At 63.0% G+C, this 14,068-nt stretch carries 15 protein-coding genes; 8 read left to right on the top strand and 7 right to left on the bottom strand.

The genetic code is table 11. The features are described 5' to 3' along the window. Window positions 1-61 precede the first annotated feature (61 nt). Both GGD57_RS26630 and GGD57_RS26635 read left to right on the top strand, forming a co-directional pair. On the top strand, window positions 62-775 hold the full coding sequence (locus tag GGD57_RS26630) for a pyrimidine 5'-nucleotidase (RefSeq protein WP_184473175.1): 714 nt from the start codon (window positions 62-64) through the stop codon (window positions 773-775). A gap of 119 nt (window positions 776-894) precedes the next feature. Further along, window positions 895-1,509 (top strand): EF-hand domain-containing protein, encoded by a 615-nt coding sequence (locus GGD57_RS26635; RefSeq protein ID WP_184473211.1) that lies wholly within the window; start codon window positions 895-897, stop codon window positions 1,507-1,509. Window positions 1,510-1,587: 78 nt separating this feature from the next. Here the strand turns inward: GGD57_RS26635 and GGD57_RS26640 are convergent, their stop codons facing one another. Beyond that, the gene (locus tag GGD57_RS26640; protein WP_184473176.1) at window positions 1,588-2,454 is read right to left on the bottom strand and encodes an LOG family protein; all 867 of its coding nucleotides are present in this window, start codon (window positions 2,452-2,454) and stop codon (window positions 1,588-1,590) included. A 192-nt stretch (window positions 2,455-2,646) separates the two neighbouring features. On the opposite strand from GGD57_RS26640, the gene dapD reads away from it, so the two are divergent. From dapD to GGD57_RS26655, 3 genes are all read left to right on the top strand, one after another. Further along, window positions 2,647-3,507 carry a 2,3,4,5-tetrahydropyridine-2,6-dicarboxylate N-succinyltransferase gene (gene dapD, locus GGD57_RS26645; RefSeq protein WP_184473177.1) on the top strand — a complete coding sequence of 287 codons (861 nt, stop codon included), beginning with the start codon at window positions 2,647-2,649 and terminating at the stop codon, window positions 3,505-3,507. Between the two features lie 100 nt (window positions 3,508-3,607). Next, window positions 3,608-4,801, top strand: a complete 1,194-nt coding sequence (gene dapE / locus GGD57_RS26650) for a succinyl-diaminopimelate desuccinylase (RefSeq protein ID WP_184473178.1) — start codon at window positions 3,608-3,610, stop codon at window positions 4,799-4,801. Then, window positions 4,788-5,384, top strand: coding sequence for a hypothetical protein (locus GGD57_RS26655; protein ID WP_184473179.1), 597 nt, complete (start codon window positions 4,788-4,790; stop codon window positions 5,382-5,384). The genes dapE and GGD57_RS26655 overlap by 14 nt, the downstream gene beginning before the upstream one ends. A gap of 21 nt (window positions 5,385-5,405) precedes the next feature. Here the strand turns inward: GGD57_RS26655 and truA are convergent, their stop codons facing one another. From truA to def, 5 genes are all read right to left on the bottom strand, one after another. After that, complete coding sequence (gene truA / locus GGD57_RS26660; RefSeq protein WP_184473180.1) at window positions 5,406-6,206, bottom strand: tRNA pseudouridine(38-40) synthase TruA; 801 nt, start codon at window positions 6,204-6,206, stop codon at window positions 5,406-5,408. Continuing rightward, window positions 6,206-7,141 carry a methionyl-tRNA formyltransferase gene (gene fmt / locus GGD57_RS26665; RefSeq protein WP_184473181.1) on the bottom strand — a complete coding sequence of 312 codons (936 nt, stop codon included), beginning with the start codon at window positions 7,139-7,141 and terminating at the stop codon, window positions 6,206-6,208. Before fmt ends, truA begins: the two co-directional genes overlap by 1 nt. A gap of 21 nt (window positions 7,142-7,162) precedes the next feature. After that, window positions 7,163-7,582, bottom strand: a complete 420-nt coding sequence (locus GGD57_RS26670; RefSeq protein ID WP_184473182.1) for a type II toxin-antitoxin system VapC family toxin — start codon at window positions 7,580-7,582, stop codon at window positions 7,163-7,165. Next, complete coding sequence (locus GGD57_RS26675) at window positions 7,579-7,839, bottom strand: FitA-like ribbon-helix-helix domain-containing protein (RefSeq protein ID WP_184473183.1); 261 nt, start codon at window positions 7,837-7,839, stop codon at window positions 7,579-7,581. The genes GGD57_RS26670 and GGD57_RS26675 overlap by 4 nt, the downstream gene beginning before the upstream one ends. Before the next feature lie 64 nt (window positions 7,840-7,903). Continuing rightward, on the bottom strand, window positions 7,904-8,419 hold the full coding sequence (gene def / locus GGD57_RS26680; protein ID WP_184473184.1) for a peptide deformylase: 516 nt from the start codon (window positions 8,417-8,419) through the stop codon (window positions 7,904-7,906). A gap of 198 nt (window positions 8,420-8,617) precedes the next feature. Between def and GGD57_RS26685 the strand changes: the two genes are divergently transcribed. The 3 genes from GGD57_RS26685 to GGD57_RS26695 all read left to right on the top strand — a co-directional run bounded on the left by GGD57_RS26685 (window position 8,618) and on the right by GGD57_RS26695 (window position 13,463). Beyond that, entirely contained in the window at window positions 8,618-9,841 is a 1,224-nt protein-coding gene (locus GGD57_RS26685; RefSeq protein WP_184473185.1) for a DNA recombination protein RmuC, read from the top strand. A gap of 80 nt (window positions 9,842-9,921) precedes the next feature. Continuing rightward, window positions 9,922-10,821, top strand: coding sequence for a ribokinase (locus GGD57_RS26690; protein ID WP_184473186.1), 900 nt, complete (start codon window positions 9,922-9,924; stop codon window positions 10,819-10,821). A 302-nt stretch (window positions 10,822-11,123) separates the two neighbouring features. After that, a complete protein-coding gene (locus tag GGD57_RS26695; RefSeq protein ID WP_184473187.1) occupies window positions 11,124-13,463 on the top strand; it encodes a methyl-accepting chemotaxis protein in 2,340 nt (779 codons plus the stop codon). 77 nt (window positions 13,464-13,540) lie between these two features. Here the strand turns inward: GGD57_RS26695 and ptsN are convergent, their stop codons facing one another. Beyond that, window positions 13,541-14,005 carry a PTS IIA-like nitrogen regulatory protein PtsN gene (gene ptsN, locus GGD57_RS26700; RefSeq protein ID WP_003570770.1) on the bottom strand — a complete coding sequence of 155 codons (465 nt, stop codon included), beginning with the start codon at window positions 14,003-14,005 and terminating at the stop codon, window positions 13,541-13,543. Window positions 14,006-14,068: the final 63 nt, after the last annotated feature.

Below are 14,068 nucleotides of genomic sequence, written 5' to 3' on the forward strand. Positions count from 1 at the left end.
CAACCGGACCGCCCGAGCAAAAAGCTTTGGTTTCCCGGGGCAGCCATGCCATAAGACCGCCATGACCAAGATCGACCGCACGCCTGATAAAGCCGATTTCGAGCACGTCACAGACTGGGTCTTCGACCTCGACAACACGCTCTATCCCCATCATGTCAATCTCTTCGCACAGATCGACAAGAACATGACCTCCTATGTCGCGACGCTCTTACAGATGGAGCGGGACGAGGCGCGCAAGCTGCAGAAGCAATATTATCTCGAGCACGGCACGACGCTGCAGGGCCTGATGATCCATCACGGCGTCGACCCGAACGACTTCCTCGAAAAGGCGCATGCGATCGACTATTCGGCGCTGATGCCGCAGCCGGAACTCGGTGCAGCGATCAAGGCGTTGCCGGGGCGCAAGTTCATCTTCACCAATGGCAGCGTCAAGCACGCCGAAATGACCGCCGAAGCGCTCGGCATTCTCGAGCACTTCGACGATATTTTCGACATCGTCGCCGCCGACTACGTGCCGAAGCCGGCGCAGGCGACTTACGACAAGTTCACGGCGCTGAAGCGGGTCGAAACCGCCAAGGCCGCCATGTTCGAGGACCTGCCGCGCAATCTGACGGTGCCGAAGGCGCTCGGCATGCAGACCGTGCTATTGGTGCCGCGCAATCTGGAAGACACGGTCGTCGAATGGTGGGAAAAGACCAGCGGCGAAGAGGATCATATCGATTTCGTCACCGACGACCTCGCCGCGTTTCTCGGCCGGATTACCGCTTCGGGCTGAGTAAGCCCCGGCTGGCGGATTACCAAAGTTTCATTCAGCTTACCGATGTTTAACTGGGTCTTTGCGCCCCGTTACCTTAGCTTTCTTCGTGAGGGGACACCTCACGAAAGGCGAATATGATGTACCGCAACAAGCTGATACTGGCAGCGCTTTCCTCCGTCCTCATTTTCGGCGCTGCGGCCGGGGCAGGTTTTGCCGCGCCCGGCGACGGACCGCGTCCGCACGCCGGCAGGGATCATCCAGGCCCGGGCCGCGATGCCTTCCTCGAAATCACCTATGTCCGCATGCTCAAGCAGTTCGACACGAACAAAGATGGAAAGGTCACCAAGGAAGAGGCGAGCGCCGGCCTCGACAAGATTTTCGCTGCGATCGACACCAATAATGACGGCTCGCTGACCCCGGGCGAAATCCAAGCCTACCACAAAACACAGATGCAGGCGATGAGAGACCAGCGCAAGCAGGATGCCGGCGAAGACAAGGATGCCAATACCGCCGCCGCGACGCCTGACGCCAACGACCAGCAGCGGCCGCCGCGCGACGGTCATCACTGGATGCGCCATGGCGGCAACATCATGCGTGCTTCATTGATGATGCACCGGATCGACACCGACCAGAACGGCCAGATTTCCAAACAGGAAGCCGTCGCTGCCTTCGACAAGCTGTTTGCGCGCATGGACCGCAACAAGGACGGCGTCATCTCGATCGACGACATGCCGGACCGGCCGTTCCTGTAAGGCCGGACGAACCATAGCCTACCCTCTTTCCCCGCTCGGCGGGGAAAGAGACCGTCTCGCAATCGAGACCTAAGGCCCCTATTCGCGGTGCTCGTAGAAATCCTGAACGATCTTCCATGCTGCTTCGGCCGTGTCGACGAAGCTGATCAGCTTGACGTCGTCGGGCGCGATCGTGCCGAATTCGGCCAATGCGTCGAAATTGACGATGCTTCTCCAGAAGGTTTCGCCGAAGAGGATCAGCGGCAGGCGCTCCATGCGGCCGGTCTGGATCAGCGTCAGGCATTCGAAGAATTCGTCGAGCGTGCCAAAGCCGCCGGGAAAGACGGCGATCGCCTTGGCGCGTACCATGAAATGCATCTTGCGGATGGCGAAATAATGGAAGTTGAAACTGAGTTCCGGCGTCACATAGGCGTTCGGCGCCTGCTCGTGCGGCAGCACGATGTTGAGGCCGATCGAAGGCGCGCCTTCGTCGGCAGCACCGCGATTGCCGGCCTCCATGACGCCGGGGCCGCCGCCGGTGACGATGACATATTCTTGGAAATTCAAGCTTGCCGAATATTTCGAGCAGAGCCGGGCGAATTTGCGCGCCTCGTCATAATAGACGGAGGCTGCTTCCAGATTGGCGCGCTGGATATCGTTGCGCGCCGCCCAGGCGCTCTGGCCGGGGGCGGGAATGCGGGCGCCGCCGAACATGACGACGGTCGACTTGATGCCGCGTTCGGTCAGCATCATTTCCGGCTTCAACAGTTCCAGCTGCAGGCGGATCGGCCGCAGTTCCTCGCGGCAGAGGAAATCCTCGTCGACATAGGCAAGGCGGTAGGCCGGCGACATCGTCTGCGGCGTCTTCGGCACGGCTTCGGCGCGCTGCCTGTCGGTCGAGCTGCTCTTCAGCGGGTCCCATACGCCATCCTTGCGCCGCGAACCGCCGTTTCGTCCCTTCGCCATGTCGAAATGCCTTTCAGTATTGCCGGCCGTGAGACCGGATATGTCGCTATAACGCCTTGAATCCAGGTGAACTTGCCCGAAAATTCATTCCATTCTACGGGTGCATGCTGTAGAGCAGGACACAATCCTGCCAACCGCAATTCCGGAGACCTTGCCGTCTCCACGATAAAGATCGAAGTTTAAGGAATTCTCATGAGCGCCACCGACCTCGCATCCCTCGAAAAGACCATCGAAGCCGCCTTCGACAATCGCGACAATGTGAACACGTCGACCAAGGGTGAGGTTCGCGATGCCGTCGAAGCAGCACTCGACCTGCTCGATGCCGGCAAGGTCCGTGTGGCGACGCGCGGCGCCGACGGCGCCTGGACGGTCAATCAGTGGCTGAAGAAGGCCGTGCTCTTGTCCTTCCGTCTGAACGACATGGAGGTGGTCAAGGGCGGTTCGGGCAATTCCACCTGGTGGGACAAGGTGCCTTCGAAATTCGAGAACTGGGGCGAGAACCAGTTCCGCGCTGGCGGCTTCCGCGCCGTGCCGAACTGCGTCGTGCGCCGCTCGGCCTATATCGCTCCGAATGCGATCCTGATGCCCTCCTTCGTCAATCTCGGCGCCTATGTCGGCGAGGGCACGATGGTCGATACCTGGGCGACGGTCGGCTCCTGCGCGCAGATCGGCAAGCATGTGCATCTGTCCGGCGGCGTCGGCATCGGCGGCGTGCTGGAGCCGATGCAGGCCGGCCCGACGATCATCGAGGACAATTGCTTCATCGGCGCCCGTTCGGAAGTGGTCGAAGGCTGCATCATCCGTGAAGGCTCGGTGCTCGGCATGGGCGTCTATATCGGCAAGTCGACCAAGATCGTCGACCGCGCCACCGGCGAAGTGAGCTACGGCGAAGTGCCGCCCTATTCCGTCGTCGTCGCCGGCTCGATGCCGTCGGGCAATGCCACCATGGCCAACGGCCAGCCGGCGCCGCATCTCTACTGCGCCGTCATCGTCAAGCGCGTCGATGAAAAGACCCGCTCGAAGACCGGCATCAACGAGCTGCTCAGAGATTGATGACATCGGCAGATTGATCCGGTAAACAGACGGCGTCTTTTGCGCGAGGCGGCGCCGCCTTGCCATGTCTTTGCCATTCCCGCCGGATAGTTCCACTGCCATGACCTCTACCGATCCCGTCGCCAATCTCCAGACGCTGATTCGCTGCCCCTCCGTGACACCTGCGGAGGGCGGCGCACTGTCGGCGCTCGACGCCATGCTGGCGCCGCTTGGCTTTACCGTCGACAGAGTGAGGGCAAGCGAGGAGGGAACACCCGATATCGACAACCTCTATGCCCGCCTCGGCAAAGACGGCCCGCATCTGATGTTTGCCGGCCATACCGATGTCGTGCCGGTCGGCGACGAGGCCGCCTGGACGCATCCGCCCTTTGCCGCCGAGATTTCCAAAGGCGAGCTTTTCGGCCGTGGCGCGGTCGACATGAAGGGCGGCATCGCCTGTTTCGTCGCCGCCGTCGCCCGTCATATCGAGAAAAACGGGCCGCCGGCCGGCTCGATCTCGTTCCTGATCACCGGCGACGAAGAAGGCCCGGCAATCAACGGCACGATCAAGCTCCTGCAATGGGCGGCCGAGCGCGGCGAGCGCTGGGATGCCTGCCTGGTGGGCGAGCCGACCAATCCGGACAGGCTCGGCGACATGATCAAAATCGGCCGGCGGGGCTCGCTGTCGGGCAAGATCACCGTTCACGGCGTCCAGGGCCATGCCGCCTATCCGCATCTTGCCGACAATCCGGTGCGCGGCATGCTGCAGTTGACGCAGGCGCTGATGGACCCGCCCTTCGACGGCGGCACCGACGATTTCCAGCCGTCGAACCTCGAAGTGACCACGGTCGATGTCGGCAATCCGGCGACCAATGTCATTCCGGCCAAGGCCTCGGCAAGCTTCAACATCCGCTTCAACGACAGCTGGACGGCCGAGACGCTTCGCGCCGAAATCCTCCGGCGCCTCGATGCCGCCGCCGGCAACGGCCAGCTGCGGCCCGGCCGCGAGCCGGTGAAATACGATATCGTCTGGGCCGACCGGCCGAGCCATGTCTTCCTGACGCGCAACAATGGGCTGATCGCCTCGCTGTCATCGGCCGTCGAAAGCGTCACCGGCCAGTCGCCGAAGCTTTCGACCACCGGCGGCACATCGGATGCGCGCTTCATCAAGGATTATTGCCCGGTCGTCGAATTCGGCCTCGTCGGCCAGACGATGCACATGGTCGACGAGCGCGTTGCCGTCGCCGATCTGGAGACGCTGACGGCGATCTACGAACTCTTCATCGCCCGCTGGTTCGCCAATGCCGGGCTTTAAGGAAGTCCAGTACTATCTGGCCGGCCTCTGGCTGCTGATCCGGCTGGATCCGCGCGGCTTCCGCTACCTCGACATGTCCGAGCGCGGCGTCAACCGCTCGTTCTGGGCGATTGCCTGGTGCCTGCCGCCGATGGGCATTTCCTGGCTCTGGTGGCGACAGGTCTTTCTGCGGTCGATGCCGCCGGAAGCCGATGTCGGCTTTGCCTTCTATATCAGGCTCGGCTTCGTCGAACTCGCCAACTGGTTCGTGCCGCTGGTCTTTGCCGGGCTGCTGCTGCTTGCCTTCCGCATGGGCGAGCGTTTCGCGCCTGTGGTCGTCAGCGTCAACTGGCTCGGCGTGCCGCTCTCCTATATCAACGGGCTGCTGCTGGCGATGGTGGTCTTCCTTCCCGGCTCCGTCGGCCTCGTCTCGCTGCTGCTGCTTGCCTTCATGCTGGCGCAGGTCTTCGCGCTGGCGCGCATTCTCCGGATGATCTGCCAAGGTCACCCATTGATGGTCGGGGCAATGACGCTGGTGCTGCTGGTGCCATCGATGATCCTTTCGGAATATCTGCAGCACTTCCTCGGCATCTATCCGACCTGATCCATCGCAGCAGCAGAGGCTTTACGACAGATCGTCGTCGTGTTCGTCGATCGGCCTTCGCCGGTCGGGGATCACGTCGGGATAATCCACCTGCATGAAATAGAGCCCGTCGGGCGGCGCCACCGGGCCGCAGGCCTTTCGGTCGCGCGCCTCGAGCGCCGCATCGACATCGTCAGGCGTCCATTTGCCTTCGCCGGCGAGTTTCAGCGTGCCGGCGAAGGAACGGATCTGATTGTGCAGGAAGCTTTGCGCCGTGGCGCGGATCTCGATCAGCTCGCCATTGCGCGTCACATCCAGCCGGTCGAGCGTGCGGACCGGGCTGTTTGCCTGGCAATGGGCGGAGCGGAAGGTGGAGAAATCGTGCCGGCCGACCAGCCTCTGGGCGGCGGCGTGCATGACCTCGTGATCGAGCGCCTTTGGCACCCACCAGGCCTTGCCGGCCTCGATCGCCAGCGGCGCCCGGCGACTGACGATACGGTAGAGGTAGTGGCGCCGCAGGGCGGAGAAGCGGGCATCGAAGAATTCGGGAACGGCCTCGACGTCCAAAATGGCGACACGCGCGCCGGCGAGCCTCAGATGCGCGTTCAAGGCATTCTGCAGCTGATAGGGCGACCAGTCCTTCGAAAGATCGGCATGGATCACCTGCCCCATGGCGTGGACGCCGGAATCGGTGCGCCCGGCGCCGCGGATCGACACCGTCTCGCCGGTCAGAGACAGCACCGCCGCCTCGATGGCGCCCTGTACCGAAGGACCGTTCTCCTGCCGCTGCCAGCCGACATAGGGGCCGCCGTCATATTCGACGGTCATGCGGAAACGCGGCATCAGGAAAGCCTCGTGCCTGCGCCGAGCGGCGTGCCCCGGAGGAAATCGGCCGCCGCCAGCGGCTTGCCGCCGGCCTTCTGCAGCCTGGTCAGCCGCACCGCGCCCGACGCGCAGGCAATGACGAGATCGTCGCTCAGCAATTGCCCGGCCGGCCCCTGCCCTTCAGCCAGCTCCGAGCCCAGCACCTTGACCCGCTCCGGTTTACCGCCGATCACGAGTTCGAACCAGGCGCCCGGAAACGGCGCCAGGCCGCGGATATGGTTGTGCACATCCCTGGCATCCCTTCCGAAATCGATGCGGGCCTCGGCCTTGTCGATCTTGGCGGCATAGAGCACGCCCTCATCCGGTTGCGGCGTCAGCGGCAGGTCGTTCATCTCCAGCTTCACCATGGCCTCTGCCATCGACTTGGCGCCGACCAGCATCAGCCGGTCGTGCAGTTCGCCCGCCGTCATGTTCGGGCCGATCTCGACTTCGCGGGTCAGTGCGACGGCGCCGGTGTCGAGACCCTTGTCCATCTTCATCACCATCATGCCGGTCTTACCGTCACCGGCCATGATCGCCCGCTGGATGGGGGCAGCGCCCCGCCAGCGCGGCAAGAGCGAGGCATGGCCGTTATAGCAGCCGTCGCGAGTGCCGTTCAAAACCGCCTCCGGCAGCAGCAAGCCGTAGGCAACGACGACGGCGACATCGGCATTGAAAGCGGCAAACCGCTCGCGCTCCTGCGGGTCTTTGAAGTTGACCGGGGTGAAGACGGGAAGGCCGAGCAGTTCGGCGGCCTGATGCACCGGCGATTTCTGCAGATCGAGCCCGCGCCGGCCGCCCGGCCGCGGCGGCTGGGTGTAGACCGCAACGATACTGTGGCCGGCATCGACGAGCAGGCGCAGGGTCGGGACCGAGAACTCAGGCGTTCCCATGAAGATGATACGAAGAGACATTCTATCTCGCCAAATTGAGGTTCAGCCGTCTTCAAACGGGTTTATGAGCTTGAGATCAAGCCCTTCGAAATCTCTGGTGTTGCGGGTGGCGAGCGTCGCACCGTTTGCCAGGCAGATGGCGGCAATCATGGCATCCTTCGTTTCCACCGGCCGCCCGGCCTTTCTGCGCGCCGCAGCCAGCAGACCATACCGATTGGCAGCACTGAGCGAAAAACCGAGTATGCGGCCGGCAAATTCAGACTCGATCCGATTGAAGTCGGAAATCAAGGCCGCTTTTCGCCTGCCGTCATCGAGGAGCTCGAGCCCGTAGCGCATTTCGCCGACGGAGATCGTCGTCAGGAAAAGCGTGTCGACGTCGTAAGCGTCCAACCAGTTCAATATCCGCTCGCTATAGGTCCTTCCCTGCAATTCGGAAATCACGTTCGTGTCGAGAACAATCATCTGTCGAAACGTGGCGGTTCGCGGTCGCGTTCGTGGCGAGACGCGGCGATAGCCTCCACTTCGTCATCGCTCAGCCTTTCCACGCCCATCAGCGAGCGCAGGCGCTGTCCCGCGGGAGCTCCCGAGCGCTCCGCCGCAATCTGCCGGCGGATGATTTCAATCGCTTCTTCCGAAAGGCTGCGGCCGTTGCGCTGCGCACTTTCCTGAAGCTGCCGCTTCATTGCATCCGGAACATCGCGAATAAGCAGATCACCCATGCGGCACCTCCATCATGATATCGGTGATATCATAGTGCTTTGCCGGCGCATTTTCAACGCGTCGTCAGATCGCCTTGGATTTCGCCGCCTTGGTGAACTTCTTGATCACCATCTCCCGCTTCAGCCGCGAGATGTAATCGATGAACAGCACGCCGTTCAGATGGTCGATCTCGTGCTGCAGGCAAGTGGCGAGCAGGCCGTCGGCCTCTACCGTCTGTTCCTTGCCGTTGCGGTCGAGATATTTGACCGAGACGACCGCCGGACGCTCGACCTCGGCATAATAATCCGGGATCGACAGGCAGCCTTCCTCGTAAACCGAGCGCTCGCCGGAGGATGTGACGATCTCGGGATTGATGAAGACCTGCGGCTGCTTTTCCTCACCTTCGCGCGACACATCGATCACCAGCATGCGGCGCGGCACGCCGATCTGGATCGCGGCAAGACCGATACCCGGCGCGTCGTACATGGTCTCCAGCATATCGTCGGCCAGACGCTGCAGGTCGGCATCGACCCGCTCGATCGGCTTGGAGAGCTGGCGGAGAAGGGGGTCGGGAAGAATGATGAGTGGCTTGATGGTCATGGCGTTCCCATAACCCATCTTTTCCGACTATGGAATTATCCGGCGGGCGGGGAAGACGCTTTTTTGCATTCCCGCCCGGAATTTCGCCATATTCGCCTCATGCCGCCCGAGGGGCGCGGCGTAGCAAGACATTGATGGCCGCCAGCCTCGTTCACGTTTTGATCTATAAATTGCCATCCCTTCTGTTATGGTTGCGGCATGACCGTCAACTCCGATTCGCTCACCCTGTCTCTTGCCTCGATCAGCCCGGCCACGCTGGCGCTTGCCGGCGGGGCGCTTCTCGCCCTCGGGCTGCTGGTGATCATTCTGCTGCTGCGTGGCGCAAGCCTTCGCCGCGAACAGGCGGAGGAGGCGAGTTTTCGCGCTGGAGAAACCGAGGCGCGCATGGCCGAGCTTCTGAAGATCCAGGCGGAGATGCAGGGCCGCATCGCGGCGATGACCGAAGTCTTCGGCGCGCGCCAGAGTGAGCTCAACCAGGCGATCAGCCAACGCCTCGACGGCATGTCGCAGCGGGTCAACTCGACGATCACCGAGCAGACCAAATCGACGCATGAGAACCTGCAGCGGCTGCAGGAGCGGCTGGCGGTGATCGATGCGGCGCAGAACAATATCCAGACGCTCGCCAGGGATGTCGTCGGCCTGCAGGCCATTCTTTCCAACAAGCAGACGCGCGGCGCCTTCGGCCAGTCCAGGATGGAAACGATCGTCGCCGACGGTCTGCCGATGGGCGCCTATGCCTTCCAGCAGACGCTGTCGAACGGCTCGCGGCCGGACTGCACGATCCGCATGCCGAACGGCGCGCCGCCGCTTGTGATCGACGCGAAATTTCCGCTCGAAGCCTGGAATGCGATCCGCGACGCCGGCAGCCCCGAGGCCGGCAAGATCGCCGGCCAGCAGTTCCGCCGCGACCTGGAGGTCCATATCCGGGACATTGCCGAGAAATATCTGATCCAGGGCGAAACCCAGGAGACGGCCTTTCTCTTCGTGCCATCGGAATCGATCTTCGCCGAGATCCACGAAAATTTCGAGGCCCTGGTGCAGAAGGCGCACCGGGCGCGCATCGTCATCGTCTCGCCGTCGCTGCTGATGCTGTCGATTCAGGTCATCCAGGCCGTGCTCAAGGACCAGCGCATGCGGGCGCAGGCGCATCTGATCCAGGGCGAGGTGGCGATCCTGATGGACGATCTCGGCCGTCTCGACGAGCGGGTGCGCAAGCTGCAGGGCCATTTCGCCATGGCGCAGAAGGATATCGACATGGTGGTCACCTCGGCCGACAAGCTGACCAGGCGCGGCGCCAAGATCGAGGCTCTGGAATTCGAGGCGGGTGGCGAGGCCAAACCTGCCCGCGACAGCGAAGCCGCCGCCAAATCGGTGGAAAGCCGCACCGGCCTTCTCAAACTTCGGGTGGTTGACGAGGAGTGACCGCTTCGGGCAGTGTCGGCCCCGCATCAAATAGCAGGAGCATGATGTCGTCCGCATGCTCCAGAAGACGGGACAGCCTGATGATCACAGTTTTCGGATCCATCAACATGGATCTCATCGCCACCACCGAGCGCCTGCCGAAGCCCGGCGAGACGGTAGCCGGCAACGGTTTTGCCACCGCCGCCGGCGGCAAGGGCGCCAACCAGGCGCTGGCCGCGCGCCGCGCCGGCCGCTACGTGCATATGGCCGGCGCCGTCGGCAAGGATGCCTTCGCCGCCGATGCGCTTGCCCTGCTCGATGAGGCGGGAACCGATCTTTCTCTCGTCAGGCATGTCGACGGCCCGACAGGCACGGCGCTGATCCTGGTCGGCGGCGACGGCGAAAACATGATCGCCGTCGTTCCGGGCGCCAATGGCCTCGTCACATCAGCCGATGCCGAAGCGGCGGTCGCCCGCATGAGCGAAGGCGACATCCTGATGCTGCAGCTCGAAGTGCCGGTGGCCGCCGTCGAACGCGCCCTGTCTGCCGCCCGCGCCAAAGGCGTCACCAGCATTGTCAATCTCGCTCCGCTGATCCCCGATGCGGCCCGCCTCGGCCGGCTTGCCGATATCGTCATTGCCAACGAGACCGAGTTCGAGCGGCTGGCCGGACAGGACGGCATGGATGCGCCGGCGCGCGAGGCTGCCCTTGCCCGCCTGCATGCCGAAACCGGCCAGACGCTGATCGTGACGCTCGGCGGCGACGGCGTCGTCGCCATCCGCGACGGGGCGATCTCAAGAGCTCAGGGGCTCAAGATCGAACCCGTCGATACGGTCGGCGCCGGAGACACTTTCTGCGGCTATTTCGCTGCAAGCCTCGATGACGGCCTCGATTTTGCCTCGGCTTTGCGCCGGGCAGCGGTTGCCGGTTCGCTCGCCTGCCTCAAATCAGGGGCACAGCCTTCGATCCCCCTCAGCGGGGACGTCGCAGGCAGGATATAACTTCCGTCTCTTTGCGAAGCCGCCGGCAGACCCCCTCGATTTTTAGGGAATTCCGGCGGCTTTTCCTTGAGCAGACACTAAAGTTTCATTCAAATTTAACAGATCTCCGGCGATGTTGCTCATGGTCGACGGATAGCCAATTCCTTTGGGCTCCCGCCGATCACCGCAATTCACAGTGCTACAGCGTCCTTTGCGCGTCCGAAAAGACAAGCAGCGCTGTAGGCGGCTGCTCCATGACGGAGCGATGCCTTTGCTCCTGCGCCGGAGAATGCCCGTTCGGCGCATGCTTGCCCGAGGACCCCATGTTCATTTTTCGAATGAAATCGCTTGCGGCGAAACTCATCGTCATCACCGGCGTCGCCATCGCACTTGTTCTCATCGTTTCGAATTTCTTCCTGATCGGCCAGACCCGGGATCGCGTCCAGACGCTGACGATGGATCAGGCCAATCTCGAGGCAAAATCGATCGCCAATGAAATCGCCGCCAATGTCGGCGAACTTGCCAGCGCCGCGCGCACCATGTCCGGCGTCATCGGCCGCGGCCATGAAGGCAAATCGCTCGATCGCAAGGGCATGATCAACGTGCTGAAGGCCAATCTCGAGCAGAATGCCTTCGCCTTCGGCAGCTGGTTCTGCGAGCAGCTCGGCGCGCTCGACGGCAAGACCACCGAGATCGCCAACAATAATGACGAAGGCACCAACAAGAACGGCGCCTTCACGCCCTACTGGTCGAAGACCAAGGACGGCGGCATCCAATATTCGACCTTCGACAATGATTACACCGCCGAATGGTGGAAGCTTGCCGCCGACAGCGGCAAGGGCGCGATCACGACGCCTTACATGGCCGAGGGAACCGATGTCCCGACGCTGCTGACCTCGATCGCCTATCCGGTCATGTCCGGTGGCAAGATGATCGGCGTCGGCGGCGTCGACATCTCGCTGAAGTCGCTGACCGACAAGCTGCAGGCGTTGCATCCTTTCGGCTCCGGTCGCGTGACGCTGCTGTCGCAGGCCGGCAACTGGATCGTCGCGCCGATCCCCGACCTGATGACCAAGCAGTATGACGGCGAAGGCGCCGACGTCGTCAAGTCGGCGCTGTCGAGCAAACAGCCCGGCCTCGTTAGGAACCTGACCTATGACGGTCTCGATCCCTTCGACCGCGTCGTTTATCCCTTCGCGGTTCCCGGCGTCAACGCCACCTGGGTCGTGCTCGTCGACGTGCCGCATACGGCGATCAACGCGCCGGTACGGGACCAGACCTATCTGATGATCGTCACCGGCCTGATCGTGCTCGGCGCGGTGATGCTGGCGCTCTATTTCGCCGTCCGCTCGCTGGTGCAGCGGCCGCTCGGCGGGCTCGTTGCCAGCGTCGAAGCGCTCGGCGACGGCAAATATGACGAACCGGTCGCAGCCCAGGACCGCACCGACGAAATCGGTTCGGTCGCCAAGGCGCTGGAAGGCTTCCGCTTCACGCTCGCCGACAGCCGTCGCCTGGAAGACGAGGCCGCCCGGGAGCGGCAGGCAGCGGAGAACGAGCGCAGCCGTTCGGAAACCGATCGCCAGCAATCGGTGTCGCTGCAGCGTCATATCGTCTCGATCGTCGGCGCCGGCCTTTCCGAACTGTCGCAGGGCAATCTCGGTTACCGCATCACCGACGAATTCCCCGGCGAATACGGCAAGCTGAAGCAGGATTTCAACGCCGCCCTTGCGAGCCTCGAAGAGACCATCAACACGATGAACCTCAGCGTCGCCAATATCGGCTCGGGCACCGGCGAAATCAGCAACAGCGCTTCCGACCTCGCCAAACGCACCGAACAGCAGGCGGCGAGCCTGGAGGAGACGGCGGCTGCGCTGAACGAGCTGACCGCACAGGTCGATTCCAGCGCCGATCATGCCCGCACCGCCGCCGACAACGTCAACCTCGCCTGCCAGGATGCCGAAAAATCCGGCGAAGTGGTGCAGAAGGCGATCGCCTCGATGCAGGGGATCGAGCAGTCCTCGACGGAGGTTTCCCGGATCATCGGCGTCATCGACGAGATCGCCTTCCAGACAAACCTTTTGGCGCTCAATGCCGGTGTTGAAGCCGCCCGCGCCGGCGAGGCTGGCAAGGGCTTTGCCGTCGTCGCCCAGGAGGTGCGTGAACTGGCGCAGCGTTCGGCCAATGCCGCCAAGGAGATCAAAACGCTGATCAACACCTCGGCCGTCCAGGTCAAGGAAGGCGTCGATCTCGTCGGGCGCGCCGGCGGCACACTGCACAAGATCGCCGAACAGGTGATGAGTATCAACGATCTCATCCGGCAGATCTCGGCATCGGCGAGCGAACAGGCCGTCGGCCTGAAGGAAATCAACCAGGCCATGAACCAGATGGACCAGGTGACGCAGCAGAACGCGGCGATGGTCGAGGAAGCGACCGCCGCAAGCGTCGCGCTCAACGACGAGGCACAGACGCTGAAGGCGCTCGCTACCCGCTTCAGGGTCGCAGGCTCAGGCAATGCCGCCGTCCTCGCCTCGGTCGCGCAAAAGATGCGGGCGCCGGCTGCCGCTACCGCTTCGCATCGGGCTGCCGCCCCGCCGATCCGCCGCGCGGCTGCCCCGTCACGCGGTTCGGCCGCCGTGGCCGAGGACAGCTGGGAAGAATTCTGACCGGTCCGGTCCAACCCCTATAAAAGCAAAAGGCGCCCGGGAAATCGGGCGCCTTTTGCGTTCAGGGACGAATATCGTCAGGCGGCGTTCGACGTCTGCTCTTCGTTGAGGAAGGCGTAGATCGCCGAAGCGGAATCGGTGGCGCGCAGCTTGGCGACCAGATCGTGATCGCGCAGCACGCGGGCGATGCGCGACAGGGCCTTGAGATGATCGGCGCCGGCACCTTCCGGCGCCAGCAGCAGGAAGACGAGATCGACCGGCTGGTCGTCCAGGGCCTCGAAATCGACCGGCTGCTCCAGCCGGGCGAAGATGCCGACGATCGAATGGATGTTGACCAGCTTGCCGTGGGGAATGGCGATGCCGTTGCCGACGCCGGTCGAGCCAAGGCGTTCGCGCTGCAGGATGACGTCGAAGATCTCCCGTTCGGAGAGCCCGGTGATCCTGGCGGCTCTTGCGGCCAATTCCTGAAGCAGCTGTTTCTTGGAATTTACTCTGAGGGCGGGAATGATCGCATCCTGATGGAGCAAATCTGCCAATGCCATTTCTTTTTCCTTCTGTCGCCGGGATCAGATGCAAGGAGCGGCGGCGATACCGCCGCTCGGAGC

It is taken from the genome of Rhizobium esperanzae (assembly GCF_014197615.1).
Taxonomy (GTDB): Bacteria; Pseudomonadota; Alphaproteobacteria; order Rhizobiales; family Rhizobiaceae; genus Rhizobium; species Rhizobium esperanzae_A.